This window comes from Streptomyces sp. NBC_01474, from assembly GCF_035918215.1.
In the GTDB taxonomy this organism is placed as follows: domain Bacteria; phylum Actinomycetota; class Actinomycetes; order Streptomycetales; family Streptomycetaceae; genus Streptomyces; species Streptomyces aureus.
Genome location: NZ_CP109449.1, coordinates 5089934 through 5108276, shown reverse-complemented (window position 1 = coordinate 5108276; position 18343 = coordinate 5089934). Strand labels below are relative to the sequence as shown.

Here is an 18343-nt window from a genome sequence, read left to right as displayed (position 1 = left end):
GGCGGTTTGGTCTCGGGGGCGCGGATCGTAGAGGAGAGTGTACGGTTTTGCCCCCTTCAAGCAGGCAACGAAGCGGCTTGCGCGCCGGTTCCATATGCGCGCGCCAGGGGCGCGTGACCCCGGTCACGTTGCCCGGGCAAATCGGACACCATCTTTGTGCACGCGTTCACAAAGACATAGCCTGCATTCGACGGGGCGGTCCTGGCACGTACGACCGCCCGCAGCCCCGCTCTACCCGCAGGAGCACCGTGGCAACTGGCCGAACTCACCGACCGGCGACCCGCAGCCGAGGAATTCCCGAGGCCACCGTCGCCCGCCTTCCGCTGTACCTCCGGGCCCTCACCGGTCTGTCGGAGCGCTCGGTTCCCACGGTCTCGTCCGAGGAGCTCGCGGCCGCCGCGGGGGTCAACTCCGCGAAGCTGCGCAAGGACTTCTCGTACCTCGGCTCGTACGGCACCCGCGGTGTGGGCTACGACGTCGAGTACCTCGTCTACCAGATCTCCCGCGAACTCGGCCTCACCCAGGACTGGCCGATCGTGATGGTCGGTATCGGTAACCTCGGCGCCGCTCTGGCCAATTACGGCGGGTTCGCCTCCCGTGGCTTCCGCGTCGCCGCCCTGATCGACGCCGACCCGGCGATGACCGGCAAGTCCGTCGCGGGCATGGCCGTGCAGCACGCCGACGACCTCGAGAAGATCATCGACGACAACGGCGTGTCCATCGGCGTCATCGCGACGCCCGCGGGCGCGGCCCAGCAGGTCTGCGACCGGCTCGTCGCCGCCGGTGTCACCTCGATCCTCAACTTCGCGCCGACCGTCCTGTCCGTGCCGGACGGCGTCGACGTGCGCAAGGTCGACCTCTCCATCGAGCTCCAGATCCTCGCCTTCCACGAGCAGCGCAAGGCCGGCGAGGGCCAGGACGACACGGCGGAGGATGCCGGTACCGAGACCCCGGCCGCCGCGGCGAAGCCGGCCCGCAAGGGACCAGACGGGGACGTCCCCGCCGTGATGCAGGCATGAGTCTCCTCGTCGTAGGCCTGAGCCACCGCAGCGCCCCCGTGAGCGTCCTGGAGCGCGCCGCGCTCTCCGCGGACGCCCAGGCGAAGCTGCTCCAGGACACGCTCGCCGCGGAGCCCGCCGCCGAGGCCTCGGTGCTCTCGACGTGCAACCGCATCGAGCTGTACGCCGACGTGGACAAGTTCCACGCGGGCGTCGCCGAGCTGTCGACGCTGCTCGCCCAGCACAGCGGCGTCGGTCTCGAGGAGCTCACTCCTTATCTTTATGTGCACTACGAGGACCGGGCCGTCCACCACCTCTTCTCGGTGGCGTGCGGGCTCGACTCGATGGTCGTGGGCGAGGGTCAGATCCTCGGCCAGATCAAGGACGGCCTCGCGCGCTCCCAGGAGCTGCACACCGCGGGCCGCCTCCTCAACGATCTGTTCCAGCAGGCCCTGCGGGTCGGCAAGCGGGCCCACTCGGAGACCGGGATCGACCGTGCCGGTCAGTCCCTGGTCACGTTCGGCCTGGAGCAGCTGGCCGCCGGGCGCCCCGTCGACGTATGGGTCAAGGACAAGCGCGCCCTGGTGATCGGCGCGGGCTCGATGTCGTCGCTGGCCGCGGCGACGCTCGCGCGCGCCGGGGTCGCCGAGGTCGTCGTCGCCAACCGCACGCTGGAGCGCGCCGAGCGTCTCGCACAGATCCTGAGCGAGCCCGGCGGTACCGGGGTGGCCGCGCGAGCGGTTCCCATGGACGCCGTCGGCGACGAACTGACACGTGCCGATGTCGTCGTCTCCTGCACCGGAGCGACCGGCCTCGTCCTGACCGAGGCCCAGATCCTGCGCGCCACCGAGGGGCGTACGGGCGGGCTCTCGCTCCTCGACCTCGCGATGCCGCGCGACATCGACGGCGCCGCGCACCGCATCGGCGGCGTGCGCTTCGTCGACATCGAGTCGCTCGCGGAGGCCTCGGCCGACGCGCCGATGGCCGCCGACGTGGACCAGGTGCGGGGAATCGTCTCCGACGAGGTCGCCGCGTTCGGCGCCGCCCAGCGCGCCGCGACCATCACGCCGACCGTCGTCGCTCTGCGCACGATGGCCGCCGACGTGGTCACCGGCGAGATCGCGCGCCTCGACGGGCGCCTGCCGGAACTCGACGAGAAGCAGCGCGCGGAGATCACCCAGACCGTGCGGCGCGTCGTGGACAAGCTCCTGCACGCGCCGACCGTACGGGTCAAGCAGCTGGCCGCCGAGCCCGGCGGTGCCGGGTACGCGGATGCGCTGCGGACCCTTTTCGACCTCGACCCGGAGGCGGTGGCCGCCGTCTCGCGGGCCGATCTGAACGAGCTGAACGAGCCGGTAGCCAAGAATCGAGGCCGGGCATCATGACGGACAGGGCACTCAGGCTCGGGACGAGGCGCAGCAAGCTCGCCATGGCCCAGTCGGGGCGCGTGGCTGAGGCCGTACGGCAGGTGACGGGACGGCCCGTCGAGCTGGTCGAGATCACCACGTACGGTGACACGTCCCGCGAGCAGCTGGCGCAGATCGGCGGTACCGGCGTGTTCGTCGTGGCGCTGCGCGAGGCGCTGCTGCGCGGCGACGTCGACTTCGCCGTGCACTCCCTCAAGGATCTGCCGACCACGCCCCACCCGGACCTCACGCTGGCGGCCGTGCCGCTGCGCGAGGACCCGCGCGACGTACTCGTCGCCCGCGACGGACTGACCTTCGCGCAGCTCCCGAAGGGAGCGCGCGTCGGTACCGGTTCGCCGCGCCGCATGTCGCAGCTGAACGCGTACGCGCGCAGCCACGGCATGCACATAGAGACCGTGCCGATACGCGGGAACATCGACACCCGCATCGGTTACGTGCACAACGGGGAGCTCGACGCCGTCGTGCTCGCCGCCGCCGGACTGAACCGGATCGGCCGCATCGGGGAAGTGACGGACTTCCTCGCGGTCGACACTGTTCTGCCCGCCCCCGGCCAGGGGGCTCTGGCGGTCGAGTGCTCCGCGTCCAACGCGGACCTCGCCGCCGCGCTCGGAGAGCTCGACGACTCGTTCACCCGAGTCGCCGTGACCGCCGAGCGATCCCTGCTCGCCGCCCTGGAGGCCGGCTGCAGTGCACCTGTGGGCGCACTGGCCGACCTGCTGGCCGACGGGCAGATTGCCAACGAAATGCGCCTGCGTGGCGTCGTCGGTACGACCGACGGCTCCGAGCTGGTGCAGCTGTCCACCACCGGTCCCGTGCCCGAGACGGAAGACCAGGCGCTGGCGCTCGGTCGCGAACTCGCTACCGAGATGCTCGCCAAGGGCGCGGCCGGTCTGATGGGGGAGCGAGCACTTTGAGCCCCACCACCTCTGATCCTTCGGCCACCTGGGCAACCGGGCACGTCACCTTCCTGGGTGCCGGTCCCGGAGATCCAGGACTACTGACACTGCGCGCCGTGGAGGCGCTCGCCCGAGCGGATGTGCTGATCGCCGAGCCCGAAGTGCTCGACGTCGTCCGCACACACGCGAAGGCGGGCGTGACCGTCCTCGGCGCGGAGAGCCCGGGCACACCGGGACAGACGGCTACTGACGATGCGTCAACTGCCGTCGTGGTCCCCGCGTTGAGGGACTGCGCCAATCTTGTCATGGAGGCCGCGCGGGGCGGCAAGCGGGTCGTACGTGCCGTCAGCGGCGACCCCGGACTCGACACCGACGCGGCCGGGGAGATGCTGGCCTGCGCGGCCGGCGGGGTCTCCTTCGAGGTCGTGCCCGGCATCGCGGCGGCTGTCGGTGTGCCCGCGTACGCCGGTGTTCCGCTGCGGGACGCGCAGGGCACGGACGTGCGGTTCGTCGACGCCCGTACCGCCTCCGAGCGCTGCTGGACCGAGGTCGGCGCGTCCGACGGCACGGTGGTCGTCTCGACGACGCTCGACGCGGTGGCCGCGGCCGCCGGTGAGCTGGTCGCGGCGGGCCGCAAGCCGGACACCCCGCTGACCGTCACGGTCGCCGGTACGACGACGCGCCAGCGGACCTGGTCCGCGACGCTCGGCACGATCGCCCAGACCTTCAAGCAGGCGAAGGTGCTGCCCTCCCCGGAGGGGGGTCGCCCCGTCATAGCCGTGGTCGGCGAGCGCTCCGCGGCCGCCCAGCGCGACCAGCTCTCGTGGTTCGAGTCCAAGCCGCTGTTCGGCTGGAAGGTGCTCGTACCGCGGACCAAGGAGCAGGCGGCGTCGCTCTCCGACCAGCTCACGTCGTACGGCGCCGTGCCGCACGAGGTGCCGACGATCGCCGTCGAACCGCCGCGCACGCCCCAGCAGATGGAGCGCGCGGTCAAGGGCCTCGTCACCGGACGCTACGAGTGGATCGCCTTCACCTCGGTGAACGCGGTCAAGGCCGTGCGCGAGAAGTTCGAGGAGTACGGGCTCGACGCCCGTGCCTTCGCCGGGATCAAGGTCGCCGCGGTGGGCGAGCAGACCGCGAGCGCGCTCATCGCGTTCGGTGTGAAGCCCGACCTCGTGCCGAGCGGTGAGCAGTCGGCCGCCGGTCTCCTCGAGGACTGGCCGCCGTACGACCCGGTCTTCGACCCGATCGACCGCGTCTTCCTGCCGCGCGCCGACATCGCCACCGAGACGCTCGTCGCCGGGCTCATCGAACTCGGGTGGGAGGTCGACGACGTGACCGCCTACCGGACGGTGCGGGCGTCGCCGCCGCCGGCGGAGACACGCGAGGCGATCAAGGGCGGCGGGTTCGACGCCGTGCTGTTCACGTCGTCGTCGACCGTGCGGAACCTGGTCGGTATCGCCGGCAAGCCGCACAACGTGACCGTGATCGCGTGCATCGGCCCCGCGACGGCCAAGACCGCCGAGGAGCACGGGCTGCGCGTGGACGTCATGTCTCCGGAGCCGTCCGTGCACCGGCTGGCGCAGGCGCTGGCCGACTTCGGTGCCAGGCGGCGTACCGCCGCGCTCGAGGCGGGGGATCCTGTGTCCCGGCCGAGCGAGCGGCGGCCCGGTGCGCGGAGGCGTCGGGCGGCGCCGTAAGGCGGCTGCTGACGCAGGGAACAGCGGGGGACAGCGGGGGCAACGGGACAGTGAGACACGGAGTGTTGGTGTGACTGAGTACGGATCCTTCCCGGGTGCGCGGCCGCGGCGGCTGCGCACCACCCCCGCCATGCGGCGCATGGTCGCCGAGACGCGGCTGCACCCGGCCGACCTGATCCTTCCCGCGTTCGTGCGGGAGGGCATCGGTGAGCCGGTCGAGATCGGGTCCATGCCCGGTGTCGTGCAGCACACCCGGGACACCCTGAAGAAGGCGGCCGTCGAGGCGCTGGAGGCCGGGGTCTCCGGGATCATGCTCTTCGGCGTGCCGGACGACGCGAAGAAGGACGCCCTCGGGACGGCCGGTACGGACCCCGACGGCATCCTCCAGGTGGCGCTGCGCGATGTGCGCGCCGAGGTCGGCGACGACCTCATCGTCATGTCCGACCTGTGCCTCGACGAGTTCACGGACCACGGGCACTGCGGTGTCCTGGACGCCGAGGGGCGCGTCGACAACGACGCGACGCTGGAGCGGTACGCCGAGATGGCGCAGGTCCAGGCCGACGCGGGCGCCCATGTCGTGGGCCCCAGCGGCATGATGGACGGGCAGGTCGGGGTGATCCGCGACGCGCTCGACACCATCGGCAAGGAGGACGTCTCGATCCTCGCCTACACCGCGAAGTACTCGTCGGCGTTCTACGGGCCGTTCCGTGAGGCCGTCGGCTCCTCGCTGACCGGCGACCGCAAGACGTACCAGCAGGACCCGGCCAATGTCCGGGAGTCCCTGCGGGAGCTGGCGCTCGACCTCGAAGAGGGCGCCGACATGGTGATGGTCAAGCCGGCCGGTCCTTACCTCGACATCCTCGCCAAGGTCGCCGAGTCGGTGGACGTGCCGGTCGCCGCGTACCAGATCAGCGGCGAGTACGCGATGATCGAGGCCGCCGCGCAGCGTGGCTGGATCGAGCGCGACAGGGCCATCCTGGAGACGCTCCTCGGCATCAAGCGGGCCGGTGCGAACATGATCCTCACGTACTGGGCGACGGAGGTCGCACGCGGCCTGTGACCGCGCCCGACCCCTGAACTCCCGCTGCCCCGCCGGTACATGACCGGCGGGGCAGCTTTTTCACGTTCAGCAGGTCACCGGGTCACCAGGTCAGCGCGTCGCTCATCGACTGCTGCCAGTACGTGACCTTGAGCGAGTCGTCGACGTAGACGCCCTTCGCGGGCAGCGCGGCCTTGGCGCCGGGGCCGCCGTCGTTCGTGTCGCGGCCCTGGAAGAACACCTCGAGCGTCTTCTCCGTACGCCCGTTGGCGCCGCCGCCGTCGTCGCCGCCGGAGAGCGCGACGCCCGCGTAGGCGGACTGGCCGGGGGTCAGGGAGACCACCGCCTGCGGCTGCGAGTCGTCGATCACCGGCGGGACCGACTGGGCCTCGCCGAAGCGGAGGGCCGGGTAGCCGTACAGGTCGCATCGCTTCGAGCCGGTGTTGGTCACCGTCAGGAGCATGTGGTTGACGGGGCGCGAGACGGACTGGGCGGTGACCTTGACCGTGGAGCCGTTGCACGTGACGCGGGAGGTGGCGGCGGTGGGGTTGTTCTTGCCGGTGGAGGCGGGCTGGGGCTTCGGCTTGGTGGTGGCGCCGCTGCCTGTGCCGGTGTCCGTTCCGGTGCCGGTGTTGTCGCCCGTCGTGGATCCGGCGCTCGTGTCCTTGCCGCTGTCGCCGCCGGCCGGCGCCGACTTCGACGGCTGCTGCGACGCGCCCTCGTCGCGGACCCCGTCCCCGTTGTTGCAGGCGGTCAGGGAGAGCGCGGCCAGGGCGACCGTGGCGGCGGCCGTGAGGAGGCGGACACGGGAGCGGGTGGGTGCGGCGATGGACACTGGTGATCCCCTTCGGAAGCGGCGTGCTTGGATGACCAGAGCTTGTGCGGTGATCTGTCCCCATCGCCAGCACCGCAGGACCACTTGGGACGCTGGAACGTTCGTACCGGCTCTGACCTGGGGAAACGACCATGCCCTGGAACGCCGGAATGGGATGAGGGGGTGGGGGAACGGTGGCTGAGGCTGACGGGACGGCCGAGTTCGCGACGCTGCTGCGAGGGCTGAAGGAGCGCTCGGGTCTGAGTTACGGCGTACTCGCGAAGCGGCTGCACATGAGCACGTCGACGCTGCACCGGTACTGCAACGGGGACGCGGTGCCGGTCGACTACGCGCCGGTCGAGCGGCTGGCGCGGCTGTGCAAGGCCGGTTCCGAGGAGCTCGTCGAGCTGCACCGACTGTGGGTCCTCGCGGACGCGGCGCGCAGGACGAAGCCGGTGGCGGCAGCGGAGGAGCCCCCGGCGGTGGCGCCGGCGCCCGTTCCCGACGCGGAGCCCGTGCCCGCCCCCGGGAAGCGCCGCGCGCGGCGCACTGTCCTGCTCGCCGCCGCCGTGGCCGTCGTCGTGGCCGGGGGAGCCGGCGCGTTCGCCGTGCACCTCGCCGGGGGCGGAAGCGGTGACGGCGGCGGCCGGAAGGATCGCGCCGGGGCCACCTCGTCCGTCACACAGGGAGCCCGTTCCGCGGACCCGTCCGGTACGGCGTCCCCGTCACCGGGCCACAAGCACAAGCCCTCCGCGGGACCGTCCCGCAGCGACGCCCCGGCCGGGGCCGCGCCGGGCACCCCGTCCGCCCCGGCGGCAGGGGAAGGCACCGGCACCCCGCTGACCGTGGCCACCACCCCGTACGTCTACGAGGACCCCTGCAGCCAGCACTTCCTGATCGACAGGCCGCCGGCCGAGGTGCCCCCGCCGCCTCTCGAACAGGACGCCCCGAACTGGGTCGGTGCGATCGGCGCGGTCGCGTCGGGGGAGCAGTTCATCAAGCTCACCGTCCAGGGGACCGGCAGCGACACCGTCGTCCTTCAGGACCTGGACGTCCGCGTCATGAAGTCCGGTGCGCCGCTCGCGTGGAACGACTACTCGATGGGCGTGGGCTGCGGCGGCGGGGTCGGGACGAAGTCGTTCGGCGTGGACCTCGACGCGCCCCGCCCGGTCTCCGTGCCCAGGAACGGGCAGCGGGACTTCCCGTACAAGGTCAGCGAGAGCGACCCCGAGGTCTTCTACATCAAGGCGAACACCAAGGCCCACGACGTCAGTTGGGTCCTGGAGCTGAAGTGGTCGAGCGGCACCCGCCATGGCGTCCTGAAGGTCGACGACCAGGGGCGGGCGTTCCGTACCAGCGCCGATGTCGGCCGCCCCGGCTACGACTACCCGATCGGGGCGGGCAGCTGGGGCGAGCGCGCCGCATAGCCGCCGGGCCGGACGACTGTGCCCCGCCGGGGACTCTCGGGTTCTAATGAACGTCGCAACACCCGACGTCCGGGTGGGCAATGAAAGACACGAGCACAGTCGGGGGGCGCCCGAACGGCAAGAGGGTGCCCCCCGAGGTCAAGCAGCGGTTCTTCGAACTGATACACGAAGGTGTGAGTATCAGAGAGGCCAGCCGCATCGTCAGCATCAACCGTCGAACTGGCCAGGAGTGGGCCAGCGGTCGTGGTGCGCGCGTGAAGACCACGAAGGCGGGGCGGAAGACAGTGCGGGCCGCGATCCAGCCAATCGTGGGCGACCCTCGTGAGTTCGAACCCCATCCGCGAGCTGAGGAGCGGAACGGCTCACGCTCGATCTCTGCCCGCTTCCTGTCCGAGGAGGAGCGGGTGCGCATCGCTGATCTGCGGCGAGAGAGGAAGTCGATACGGGCAATCGCTGGCGAGCTGAACCGCAGCCCGTCAACGATCAGCCGGGAGATCCGACGCAACGGCAACCCTGACAGCAGACCAAAACATCCGGTCCACTACCGCCCGTTCGCCGCCCACAGACGGGCGCAGGCACGACTGCCGCGGCCCAAGCCCCGGAAGATCGACCGTTGCCCCGAGCTGCGGGACTTCATCCAGACCCGGTTGGACGAGAAATGGAGCCCCGAGCAGATCGCGCACATCCTGCGTCGGGATTTCCCGGACCGCCCGGAGATGCATGTGACGCACGAATCGATCTACCGAGCCCTGTATGCCCAGGCCAAGACCGGCCTGATGCGGGAGGTCTCGCGGCGCCTACGGACGGGTCGAAGCCTGCGCAAGCGGCGCCGCCGGCCGGACCAGAGGACCACGCGGTTCACTCACCCGATGGTCCTGATCAGCCAGCGGCCCGCCGAAGCCAACGACCGCAACGTCCCGGGGCACTGGGAAGGTGACCTGATCGTCGGCACGAAGAACGGCTCGGCAATCGGCACTCTGGTCGAACGCAGCACCCGCTACACGCTGCTGGTGCACCTTCCGAACGGGTCCTCCCCTGGGTTCTTCCGGAAAGCGCTGCTCGATGCCGTCAGCGGCCTCCCGGCCCATCTCAAGCGATCCCTCACCTGGGACCAAGGGTCCGAGATGGCGCATCACTACGCGTTCTCGGAGGCTTCCGGAATCCCGGTCTACTTCTGCGAGCCTCACAGCCCCTGGCAGCGAGGCACGAACGAGAACACGAACGGCCTGCTACGGCAGTACTTCCCGAAGGGGACGGATCTTTCCAAGTACGCCAAGGAGGACCTGGAGGCCGCAGCCGCCGAGCTGAACCGCAGGCCCCGGAAGGCGCTCGGCTGGGACCACCCAGCCGCGCGCTTCACCGGCCTCCTGATGAACGACCCCAACACTCCTCGTGTTGCGACGATTTGTTGAATCTGCCGACTCCCGGCGGGGCACAGTCGGCGTATCGGGCTGCCGGGTATCGGAAGACCGAGGCCGGGTCAGAGGCGCTCGGGCGTCCTGATGCCCAGGAGCGCCATGCCCTGGTGCAGCGTGCGGGCCGTCAGGTCGCACAGGAACAGCCGGTTCTCGGCGACCTCCGGCGCGGGCGCCGGCTTCACGACCGGGCACTGGTCGTAGAACGTCGTGTACAGCGACGCCAGCTGGTACAGGTACGCGGCCAGCTTGTGCGGCTCGTACGACGACGCGACCTCGGCCAGCGTCTCGCCGAACCGGTCCAGGTGCAGGCCGAGCGCCCGCTCCGCCGGGGCCAGCTCCAGCTCCGGGTGCGCGAGAGGCCTGCGGTCGCCCGCCTTGCCGAAGATCGAGCGGATACGGGCGTACGCGTACTGGAGGTACACGCTCGTGTCGCCGTTCAGCGACACCATCTGGTCCAGGTCGAACTTGTAGTCCCGCACGGCGGAGGTCGACAGGTCGGCGTACTTCACCGCGCCGATGCCGACGTACATGCCGTTCTCGACGATCTCCTCCTCGGTCAGGCCCACCTTCTCGGCCTTCTCGCGCACGACGGACGTGGCGCGGTCGATCGCCTCGTCGAGGAGGTCGACCAGCCTCACCGTCTCGCCCTCACGGGTCTTGAACGGCTTGCCGTCCTTGCCCAGGACCGTGCCGAAGGCCAGCTGGTGCGCCTTCACGTCCTCGTTCAGCCAGCCGGCGCGACGGGCCGTCTCGAAGACCATCTTGAAGTGGAGCGACTGCCGGGCGTCCACGACATAGAGGAGCGTCGACGCCTTGAGGTTCTGGACGCGGTCCCGGATCGCGGAGAGGTCGGTCGCGGCGTAGCCGTAGCCGCCGTTCGTCTTCTTGACGATCAGGGGGACCTTGTTGCCGTCGGGGCCCAGCACGTCGTCGAAGAAGACGCACAGCGCGCCCTCGGAGCGGACGGCGACGCCCGACTCCTCCAGGATCCGGCAGGTCTCCTCGAGCATGTCGTTGTAGCCGGACTCGCCGACCACGTCCGGGTCGTCGATCTGCATGTCGAGCTTGTTGAAGACCGAGTAGAAGTAGATCTTCGACTCGTCGACGAACCGCTGCCACAGGGCGATGGTCTCCGCGTCCCCGGCCTGGAGGGCCACCACGCGGTCCCGCGAGCGGGCCTTGAACTCCTCGTCGGAGTCGAAGAGCGCGCGCGAGGCCTTGTAGAGCCGGTTCAGCGACGACATCGCCGCCTCGCCGTCCTCCTTGCCGCCCTCGTGGTCCAGCTCGTGCGGGTGCTCCAGGAGGTACTGGATGAGCATGCCGAACTGGGTGCCCCAGTCGCCGATGTGGTGACGCCGGACGACCTTCTCGCCGGTGAACTCCAGGATCTCGACCATCGCGGCGCCGATCACGGCGGACCGCAGGTGGCCGACGTGCATCTCCTTCGCCACGTTCGGCTGGGCGTAGTCGATGACCGTCGTGCCCGCGTCCTGCTGGAACGGCACGCCGAGGCGGTCGTCGGCGGCGCGGGCGGCCAGGGTCTCGATGATGGCCTTGTCGGCGATCGTGATGTTCAGGAAGCCGGGGCCCGAGACCTCGACGTCCTTGATCACGTCGTTCGCCGGGAGGGCGTCCAGGACGGTCGCCGCGAGCTCGCGCGGGTTCGCCTTCGCCTTCTTGGCGAGGGCGAGGATCCCGTTGGCCTGGAAGTCGGCCCGGTCACTTCGTCGCAGCAGCGGGTCCGCGGCGCCGGCCTCCGGCAGGGCGGCCGAGAGGGCGTCCGCGAGACGCTGGTGGACGGAAGCGGTGAGGGACGTGACCGAGGCCATGGGTGAGGTGCCGTTCTGCTCGGGTGCCTGGGTTTCTCCATATACAGAGAAGCTCAGTATCCCACGCGGTGAAAAGCGGTTTTCGCGGATGGGGGCGCAGCTGGGAGAATGGAACGGTCAGGCGTCCCTGACGCACTCCACGTATGAGGAAGAAGGACGTGCCGATCGTGGCTCAGAGCACAGAGACCACCGACTGGGTCTCCCGTTACGCGGACGAGGTCATTGCCGAGTCGGAGCGTCGTGCCCCGGGCAAACCCGTTGTCGTCGCGTCCGGACTCTCCCCGTCCGGCCCCATCCACCTGGGGAACCTGCGCGAGGTCATGACCCCGCACCTGGTCGCCGACGAGGTCCGCCGCCGCGGCTACGAGGTCCGGCACCTGATCTCCTGGGACGACTACGACCGGTACCGCAAGGTCCCGGCCGGTGTCCCCGGCGTCGACGAGTCCTGGGCCGAGCACATCGGCAAGCCGCTCACCTCGGTCCCGGCGCCCGCCGGGTCGGCGTTCCCGAACTGGGCGGAGCACTTCAAGGCCGCGATGACCGGGGCGCTCGGCGAGCTGGGCGTCGAGTTCGACGGCATCAGCCAGACCGAGCAGTACACGTCGGGCGTCTACCGCGAGCAGATCCTGCACGCGATGAAGCACCGCGGCGACATCGACGCGATCCTCGACCAGTACCGCACGAAGAAGACCCCCCAGCAGAAGCAGCAGAAGCAGCAGAAGCCGGTCGACGAGGCCGAGCTGGAGGCCGCGGAGGGCTCCGGCGCGGCGAACGAGGACGACGGCAGCGGCGGCGCGGGCGGCTACTACCCGTACAAGCCGTTCTGCGGCGAGTGCGGCAAGGACCTCACCACCGTCACGTCGTACGACGACGAGACGACGGAGCTGTCCTACACCTGCACGCTCGACGGCCACGGCGAGACGGTCCGGCTGACGGAGTTCAACCGCGGCAAGCTGGTCTGGAAGGTCGACTGGCCGATGCGCTGGGCGTTCGAGGGCGTGATCTTCGAGCCGTCCGGTGTCGACCACTCGTCCCCGGGCTCGTCGTTCCAGGTCGGCGGGCAGATCGTCGGGATCTTCGGCGGCAAGCAGCCGATCGGCCCGATGTACGCGTTCGTCGGCATCAGCGGCATGGCGAAGATGTCCTCCAGCAAGGGCGGGGTCCCGACCCCGGCCGACGCGCTCCAGATCATGGAGCCGCAGCTCCTTCGCTGGCTGTACGCCCGCCGCCGGCCCAACCAGTCCTTCAAGATCGCCTTCGACCAGGAGATCCAGCGGCTCTACGACGAGTGGGACAAGCTCGCGTCCAAGGTCGCCGACGGCTCGGTCCTGCCGGCGGACGCCGCCGCGTACACGCGCGCGGTGGGCACCGCGGCCGGTGAACTGCCGCGCACCCCGCGGCCGTTGCCGTACCGCACCCTGGCCTCCGTCGCCGACATCACCGCCGGCGCCGAGGACCAGACCCTGCGCATCCTCAGCGAGCTCGACCCGGAGAACCCGGTCACCGCGCTCGACGAGGTACGGCCGAGGCTCGACCGGGCCGAGGCGTGGATCAGCAAGTACGTGCCCGCCGAGTCGCGCACCCTGGTGCGCGACGAGCCGGACACGCAGGCGCTGGCCGCGCTCGACGACGAGGCCCGCGAGTCGCTGCGGCTCCTCCTCGACGGTCTGGACTCGCACTGGTCCCTCGACGGCCTGACGCACCTCGTCTACGGCGTGCCGAAGGTCCGGGCGGGCTTCTCGCCGGACGCGACGCCGAAGGAGCTGCCGCCGGAGATCAAGACGGCCCAGCGGTCGTTCTTCGCGCTCCTGTACGACCTGCTCGTCGGCCGTGACACCGGGCCGCGGCTGCCCACGCTGCTGCTCGCCGTGGGCGCGGACCGAGTGCGCAAGCTGCTCGGAGCCTGACCCGCCACAGACGCGAAAAGGGCCGCACCGGATGTTCCGGTGCGGCCCTCGCGCGTCTGTGGCGGGTCAGGCGATGTGGTCCTCGATGAACTCGCTGTTCAGCCGCTGCATGAACAGCTCCATGTAGCGCTGCAGTTCACGGGGTTCAAGGCTGGTTCCGAACGTCGCCTCGACGTTCGCGTGGAACGTGCCCGGGGTGGGCCCGCCCTCGCCGTCTATCGACTTGCGGAACACCTGGTACAGGTCTTCCTCCGTCGGCGGCTCCTCGCCGTTCTCGATGCCCTCACCGAGCTGGCGGGTGCGGTTGGGCCCGGACGGAACGGGGAACTCCGGCTCCTGCATCTGCGCCTGTGCCTGCATCTGCGCCTGCATCTGCGCGGGGATGAAGGCCTCGGTCGGCAACTGCTCCTGGACCTGGCCCGGAACCTGGTCCTCCTGCTGCTCCTGGTACCAGGGCTCGTACTCCTGCTCAGGCACGTACGACGGGTCGTAGCCGCCGTCGTACGACATCGCCTGCGGCGGGGTCGCGAACCACGGGCTCGACTCCTCACCGGCGGCAGCGGCAGCCTCGGCCGGAGTGCCGGGCTCGGCGGGGACCGGCTGCGGTCCGGTGGCCGCCGCAGCGGGACGCTCCAGCTCGGGAACGGGTACGGGAGCGGCCGGTGCCGGGGCCGGGGGCAGCAGCGCGGGCTCGATGCCTGCGGCGGCCAGGCCCGAGGGCGCGGTCTGTGCGAGGGGGACGCCGTAGCGCGCGAGGCGCAGCGGCATCAGGGACTCGACGGGGGCCTTGCGGCGCCAGGCGCGGCCGAAACGGGAGTGCAGACGGGCCTGGTAGACGAGACGATCCTGCTCCAGCTTGATGACCTGCTCGTAGGAGCGCAGCTCCCACAGCTTCATGCGGCGCCACAGCAGGAACGTGGGCAGCGGGGAGAGCAGCCAGCGCGTGAGGCGCACGCCCTCCATGTGCTTGTCGGCCGTGATGTCCGCGATCCGGCCCACCGCGTGCCGCGCCGCCTCGACCGAGACGACGAACAGGATCGGGATGACGGCGTGCATGCCGACGCCGAGGGGGTCCGGCCAGGCGGCCGCGCCGTTGAACGCGATCGTCGCCGCGGTCAGCAGCCACGCCGTCTGGCGCAGCAGCGGGAACGGTATGCGGATCCAGGTCAGCAGCAGGTCCAGGGCGAGCAGTACGCAGATACCCGCGTCGATGCCGATCGGGAACACGTAGCTGAAGTTCCCGAACCCCTTCTGGAGCGCGAGTGAGCGAACAGCCGCGTACGAACCCGCGAAACCGATGCCGGCGATGACCACCGCACCGGCGACGACCACGCCGATGAGTATGCGGTGCGTCCGTGTCAGCTGTGGCGCGGCCACACGTGCTCCCCTCCCTGTACGCCTTGTTGCGCGCAACAGCCTCGCACATCGGCGCGGGGGTCCGTGGCCCGGTACGGCGGGAGCCCGGCCCCATAAGGGACCGGGCTCCGCAAAAGGCGTGACCGGCAGGTGAGTTGAGGCCTGCTCGATGCCGACCGAGAGCCACGGAGGGCCACTTGGCGGCCGGTTGCCTACGTGGTCACGACTTCGAGGACGCCTTGTCCGACGGCGTGGCCGAGGTCTTCGAGGACGACTTCTCGGACGGCTTCGCGGAAGACTTGTCGGACGCCTTCTCCGACGGCTTCGAGGAGGCCTTGTCCGACGGCTTCGCCGATGCGGAACCGGCGGTGTCCGAGCCACCCGCCCCGTTCGCCGCGACGACCGCCGCGGCGGCGTCCTTCGCCGCCTTCTCGGCGTCCTTCACCAGCTCGTCGGCGCCCGGCGTCTTCTCGCCCGCGAGGCCCGCGCCGTTGTAGTCGATCGTGACGACGACGTTCTCGACGCGTGTGACGACCGTCTGCTGCTTGAAGGTGCCTTCCTTCTTCTTCAGCTCGTACGTCACCGCGGTCGCCTCGTCGCCCGTGCCGCTGACCGGCTCCGACTTCGGGGACTTCGCGCCGTCCACGGACTGCGCGTCGGTCACCTGCTTGGTGAAGTACTCGTGCGCCAGCTTGTTGCCGCTGCCGCGCGCCGCGTCCGAGTCGAAACGCATCAGCGACGCGTTCAGCCAGCGGAACTGCGACCCCTTCACGCCCTTGTTGTCGAGGCTCGACCAGGAGCAGGTGCCCCGCACCGACTCGTCGTCGGAGGAGCCCGCCTTGCCCGACTTCGCCTCCGGGACGAGATCGTCGAGCGTCTTCTTCGAGATCGCGGCGCACGGCTGCGGCAGGGAGTCGTACGCGGCTGCCTTCACCTTGGCGGCCGCGTCACTCGCGGGGGCCGACGCCTTCGAAGAGCCCTTGCCGGCCCCGTCGCCGGAGTCCGAGCCGGAGGAGCAGCCGGATGCCACGAGGATCACCGGCACGGCGGCTGCGCAGACGAATATGCGGGTGAGTCGCTTGGTCGGTCGGTGCATGGTTCCTTATTCTCCGGGTTTGCCTGGTACGTACCCGAGAGGTGCGGCCCGGGTCCGATGGGCCACCGTACGCCCAAGCCGGGCAGCGCGGTTCAGCTTCCGCGGACCCGCGCACCCGTGCTACCACCGGTTACCCGCCCAGCGTCCCGGCCAGCTTCCGGGCCAGTTCCTGCACCCTGTCCTGCATTTCCTTGCTGTCCGGCACCTTCGCGGCGGGGCCCGGCTGCTGCTCGTACTCGACGGTCACGATGACGTTGGACGTGCGGAACACCACAGTCACCGTGCGGTGGCCGCCCGCCGACGCGCGCGCCGTCAGCTGGTCGTCGAGGAACGCCTCGTCGGCCAGCCCTTCGAGAGCGCGGGGCTGCAGTTCGGCGTCCGGAGCGGAGTCGTCCGACGGGCTCGACGAGGTGTCGTCCGATACTTCGTCCGACGCCCCTTCGTCCGTCTTGCCCGACTTCTTCCCTTCCTTCTCCGTGTCGTCCCCGGCGTTCTCGTCGGTGCCGGCCGAGGGGGAGTGGGAAGGGGTCGGTGACGTCGTGTCCGTCGGGACCGGCTCCGGCAGATGCGCTTCGGTCCGCTTCGACGCGAAGATCTGGCCGGCCTCCGTGTCGTCGCTCACCGTGCTGTCGTAGGACACGACCCGCTCGAAGTCGACCAGCAGGCGATGCGTCGCGTCCGCCCCGTCGTCCTTCCAGCGGCAGCCCACTCGCCGGTCCGTGTCGTATGTAACCGTGGCTGCGCCCTCGTACGCCCTGTCGCGCTGCTCGCCCTCGGGGAGCTCCTTGATGCCGGGCAGCATCTTGTCGAGGGTGCCCTTGTCGGGCTGTCGGCACGGCTCGGGCAGGGTGCGGTACTTGCCGGGCCGGGCGGCCACGGCGCTGGTGCCGACGTCGCCGGGCTTGGAGTCGGTCGCGTCACCGGTGGCCCCGGAACCTCCGGTGCAGCCGGTGAGCAGCGCTGCGAGGAGCGCGGCGACGCCGGGTACGTACGCCTTCCGCTGCACGGTGATGGCCCCTCTCAACAAGGTGACACGTCGTCGGACGTGCTTATTCGGTTGCCGTCGCAGGACGGCCGATGGACACAATGTGTATCGCACGCACTGCTGTGAACGCCGGTCCGATATCCCATTCGTCGACCTTGGCGCCGGTATTTGCGATTACTGACTTTTGATCAAGTACGCGAAGGTACGGGAGCGTACGGGGGAAACGAGGACACCATGTCGTATGTAGAGGTTCCGGGGGCGAAGGTGCCGATCCGGATGTGGACGGATCCGGCGTCGGTCGAGGACGTGGCGATGCAGCAGCTGCGCAACGTCTCGACCTTGCCGTGGATCAAGGGTCTGGCCGTGATGCCCGATGTGCACTTCGGCAAGGGCGCGACGGTCGGCTCGGTCATCGCGATGCACGGCGCGGTCTGCCCGGCGGCGGTGGGCGTGGACATCGGCTGCGGCATGTCGGCGGTGAGGACGTCCCTGACGGCGAACGACCTGCCCGGGGACCTGTCCCGGCTGCGCTCGAAGATCGAGCAGGCGATTCCGGTGGGCCGCGGTATGCATGACGCCCCGGTGGATCCGGGGCGGCTGCACGGCTTCGGCACGGGGGCCTGGGACGACTTCTGGGGGCGGTTCGAGGGCGTCGCGGACGCGGTGAAGTTCCGTGAGGAACGGGCCGCGAAGCAGATGGGGACGCTCGGCAGTGGGAACCATTTCTGGGAGTTTTGCCTCGATACCGACAATTCGGTCTGGGTCATGCTCCATTCGGGGTCGCGGAACATCGGCAAGGAGCTGGCCGACCACCACATCGGCGTCGCGCAGAAGCTGTCGCACAATCAGGGCCTGGTCGACCGGGACCTCGCGGTGTTCATCGCGCAGACCCCGCAGATGGCGGCGTACCGCAACGACCTGTTCTGGGCGCAGGAATACGCGAAGTACAACCGCGCGGTCATGATGGCGCTCTCCCTGGACGTGATTCGCCGCGAGTTCAAGAAGGCGAAGCCGACGTTCGAACCGGTGATCTCCTGCCACCACAACTACGTGTCGGAGGAGCGCTACGACGGCATGGACCTGCTCGTAACCCGGAAGGGCGCGATCCGTGCGGGTTCCGGTGAGTACGGGATCATCCCGGGCTCGATGGGCACGGGCTCGTACATCGTGAAGGGCCTCGGGAACGTGGCGTCGTTCAACTCGGCGTCGCACGGCGCCGGCCGCAGGATGAGCCGGAACGCCGCGAAGAAGCAGTTCTCGACGAAGGACCTGGAGGAGCAGACGCGGGGCGTGGAGTGCCGTAAGGACTCCGGCGTCGTCGACGAGATCCCGGGGGCCTACAAGCCGATCGAGAAGGTCATCGACCAGCAGCGCGACCTGGTCGAGGTCGTCGCGAAGCTGAAGCAGGTCATCTGCGTGAAGGGCTGAACCGCCCCCGGCAAGCACCTGCC

General features: G+C 70.1%; 14 protein-coding genes. 9 read left to right on the top strand and 5 right to left on the bottom strand.

The annotated features are described in order from the left end of the window. Window positions 1-248 precede the first annotated feature (248 nt). The 5 genes from OG758_RS23400 (at window position 249) to hemB (ending at window position 6081) form a co-directional block, all read left to right on the top strand. The gene (locus OG758_RS23400; protein ID WP_326711771.1) at window positions 249-1019 is read left to right on the top strand and encodes a redox-sensing transcriptional repressor Rex; all 771 of its coding nucleotides are present in this window, start codon (window positions 249-251) and stop codon (window positions 1017-1019) included. Further along, entirely contained in the window at window positions 1016-2383 is a 1368-nt protein-coding gene (locus tag OG758_RS23395) for a glutamyl-tRNA reductase (RefSeq protein ID WP_326711770.1), read from the top strand. The genes OG758_RS23400 and OG758_RS23395 overlap by 4 nt, the downstream gene beginning before the upstream one ends. Continuing rightward, window positions 2380-3339, top strand: coding sequence for a hydroxymethylbilane synthase (gene hemC, locus OG758_RS23390; protein WP_326711769.1), 960 nt, complete (start codon window positions 2380-2382; stop codon window positions 3337-3339). Before OG758_RS23395 ends, hemC begins: the two co-directional genes overlap by 4 nt. Then, window positions 3336-5021, top strand: a complete 1686-nt coding sequence (locus OG758_RS23385; RefSeq protein ID WP_326711768.1) for a uroporphyrinogen-III synthase — start codon at window positions 3336-3338, stop codon at window positions 5019-5021. The genes hemC and OG758_RS23385 overlap by 4 nt, the downstream gene beginning before the upstream one ends. A gap of 70 nt (window positions 5022-5091) precedes the next feature. Continuing rightward, a complete protein-coding gene (gene hemB / locus OG758_RS23380) occupies window positions 5092-6081 on the top strand; it encodes a porphobilinogen synthase (RefSeq protein WP_116511361.1) in 990 nt (329 codons plus the stop codon). 82 nt (window positions 6082-6163) lie between these two features. Here hemB and OG758_RS23375 read toward each other — a convergent pair whose 3' ends face one another. Next, entirely contained in the window at window positions 6164-6895 is a 732-nt protein-coding gene (locus tag OG758_RS23375; RefSeq protein ID WP_326711767.1) for a DUF4232 domain-containing protein, read from the bottom strand. Window positions 6896-7068: 173 nt separating this feature from the next. Between OG758_RS23375 and OG758_RS23370 the strand changes: the two genes are divergently transcribed. Together OG758_RS23370 and OG758_RS23365 are read left to right on the top strand one after the other, a co-directional pair. Then, the gene (locus OG758_RS23370) at window positions 7069-8301 is read left to right on the top strand and encodes a helix-turn-helix domain-containing protein (RefSeq protein WP_326711766.1); all 1233 of its coding nucleotides are present in this window, start codon (window positions 7069-7071) and stop codon (window positions 8299-8301) included. A gap of 80 nt (window positions 8302-8381) precedes the next feature. Beyond that, window positions 8382-9713 carry an IS30 family transposase gene (locus tag OG758_RS23365; protein ID WP_442810342.1) on the top strand — a complete coding sequence of 444 codons (1332 nt, stop codon included), beginning with the start codon at window positions 8382-8384 and terminating at the stop codon, window positions 9711-9713. 68 nt (window positions 9714-9781) lie between these two features. Here the strand turns inward: OG758_RS23365 and argS are convergent, their stop codons facing one another. Further along, window positions 9782-11548: an arginine--tRNA ligase gene (gene argS / locus OG758_RS23360; RefSeq protein WP_326711765.1), complete on the bottom strand. Its 1767-nt coding sequence runs from the start codon at window positions 11546-11548 to the stop codon at window positions 9782-9784. Between the two features lie 158 nt (window positions 11549-11706). Between argS and lysS the strand changes: the two genes are divergently transcribed. Beyond that, complete coding sequence (gene lysS / locus OG758_RS23355; RefSeq protein WP_326716006.1) at window positions 11707-13455, top strand: lysine--tRNA ligase; 1749 nt, start codon at window positions 11707-11709, stop codon at window positions 13453-13455. A gap of 66 nt (window positions 13456-13521) precedes the next feature. Here lysS and OG758_RS23350 read toward each other — a convergent pair whose 3' ends face one another. The 3 genes from OG758_RS23350 to OG758_RS23340 all read right to left on the bottom strand — a co-directional run bounded on the left by OG758_RS23350 (window position 13522) and on the right by OG758_RS23340 (window position 16913). Further along, window positions 13522-14832: a DUF2637 domain-containing protein gene (locus OG758_RS23350; RefSeq protein ID WP_326711764.1), complete on the bottom strand. Its 1311-nt coding sequence runs from the start codon at window positions 14830-14832 to the stop codon at window positions 13522-13524. A gap of 199 nt (window positions 14833-15031) precedes the next feature. Further along, a complete protein-coding gene (locus OG758_RS23345; protein WP_326711763.1) occupies window positions 15032-15907 on the bottom strand; it encodes a DUF3558 domain-containing protein in 876 nt (291 codons plus the stop codon). Between the two features lie 130 nt (window positions 15908-16037). Continuing rightward, complete coding sequence (locus tag OG758_RS23340; RefSeq protein WP_326711762.1) at window positions 16038-16913, bottom strand: DUF3558 domain-containing protein; 876 nt, start codon at window positions 16911-16913, stop codon at window positions 16038-16040. 213 nt (window positions 16914-17126) lie between these two features. Here OG758_RS23340 and OG758_RS23335 point away from each other — a divergent pair, with 213 nt between their 5' ends. Continuing rightward, window positions 17127-18320: an RtcB family protein gene (locus OG758_RS23335; RefSeq protein ID WP_326711761.1), complete on the top strand. Its 1194-nt coding sequence runs from the start codon at window positions 17127-17129 to the stop codon at window positions 18318-18320. Window positions 18321-18343: the final 23 nt, after the last annotated feature.

Bases quoted from the DNA above. Each gene is read 5' to 3' on its own strand.
- hemC (WP_326711769.1), top strand. From the start codon at position 2,380: ATGACGGACAGGGCACTCAGGCTCGGGACGAGGCGCAGCAAGCTCGCC.
- OG758_RS23365 (WP_442810342.1), top strand. From the start codon at position 8,382: ATGAAAGACACGAGCACAGTCGGGGGGCGCCCGAACGGCAAGAGGGTG.
- OG758_RS23395 (WP_326711770.1), top strand. From the start codon at position 1,016: ATGAGTCTCCTCGTCGTAGGCCTGAGCCACCGCAGCGCCCCCGTGAGC.
- argS (WP_326711765.1), bottom strand. From the start codon at position 11,548: ATGGCCTCGGTCACGTCCCTCACCGCTTCCGTCCACCAGCGTCTCGCG.
- OG758_RS23345 (WP_326711763.1), bottom strand. From the start codon at position 15,907: ATGCACCGACCGACCAAGCGACTCACCCGCATATTCGTCTGCGCAGCC.
- OG758_RS23335 (WP_326711761.1), top strand. From the start codon at position 17,127: ATGTCGTATGTAGAGGTTCCGGGGGCGAAGGTGCCGATCCGGATGTGG.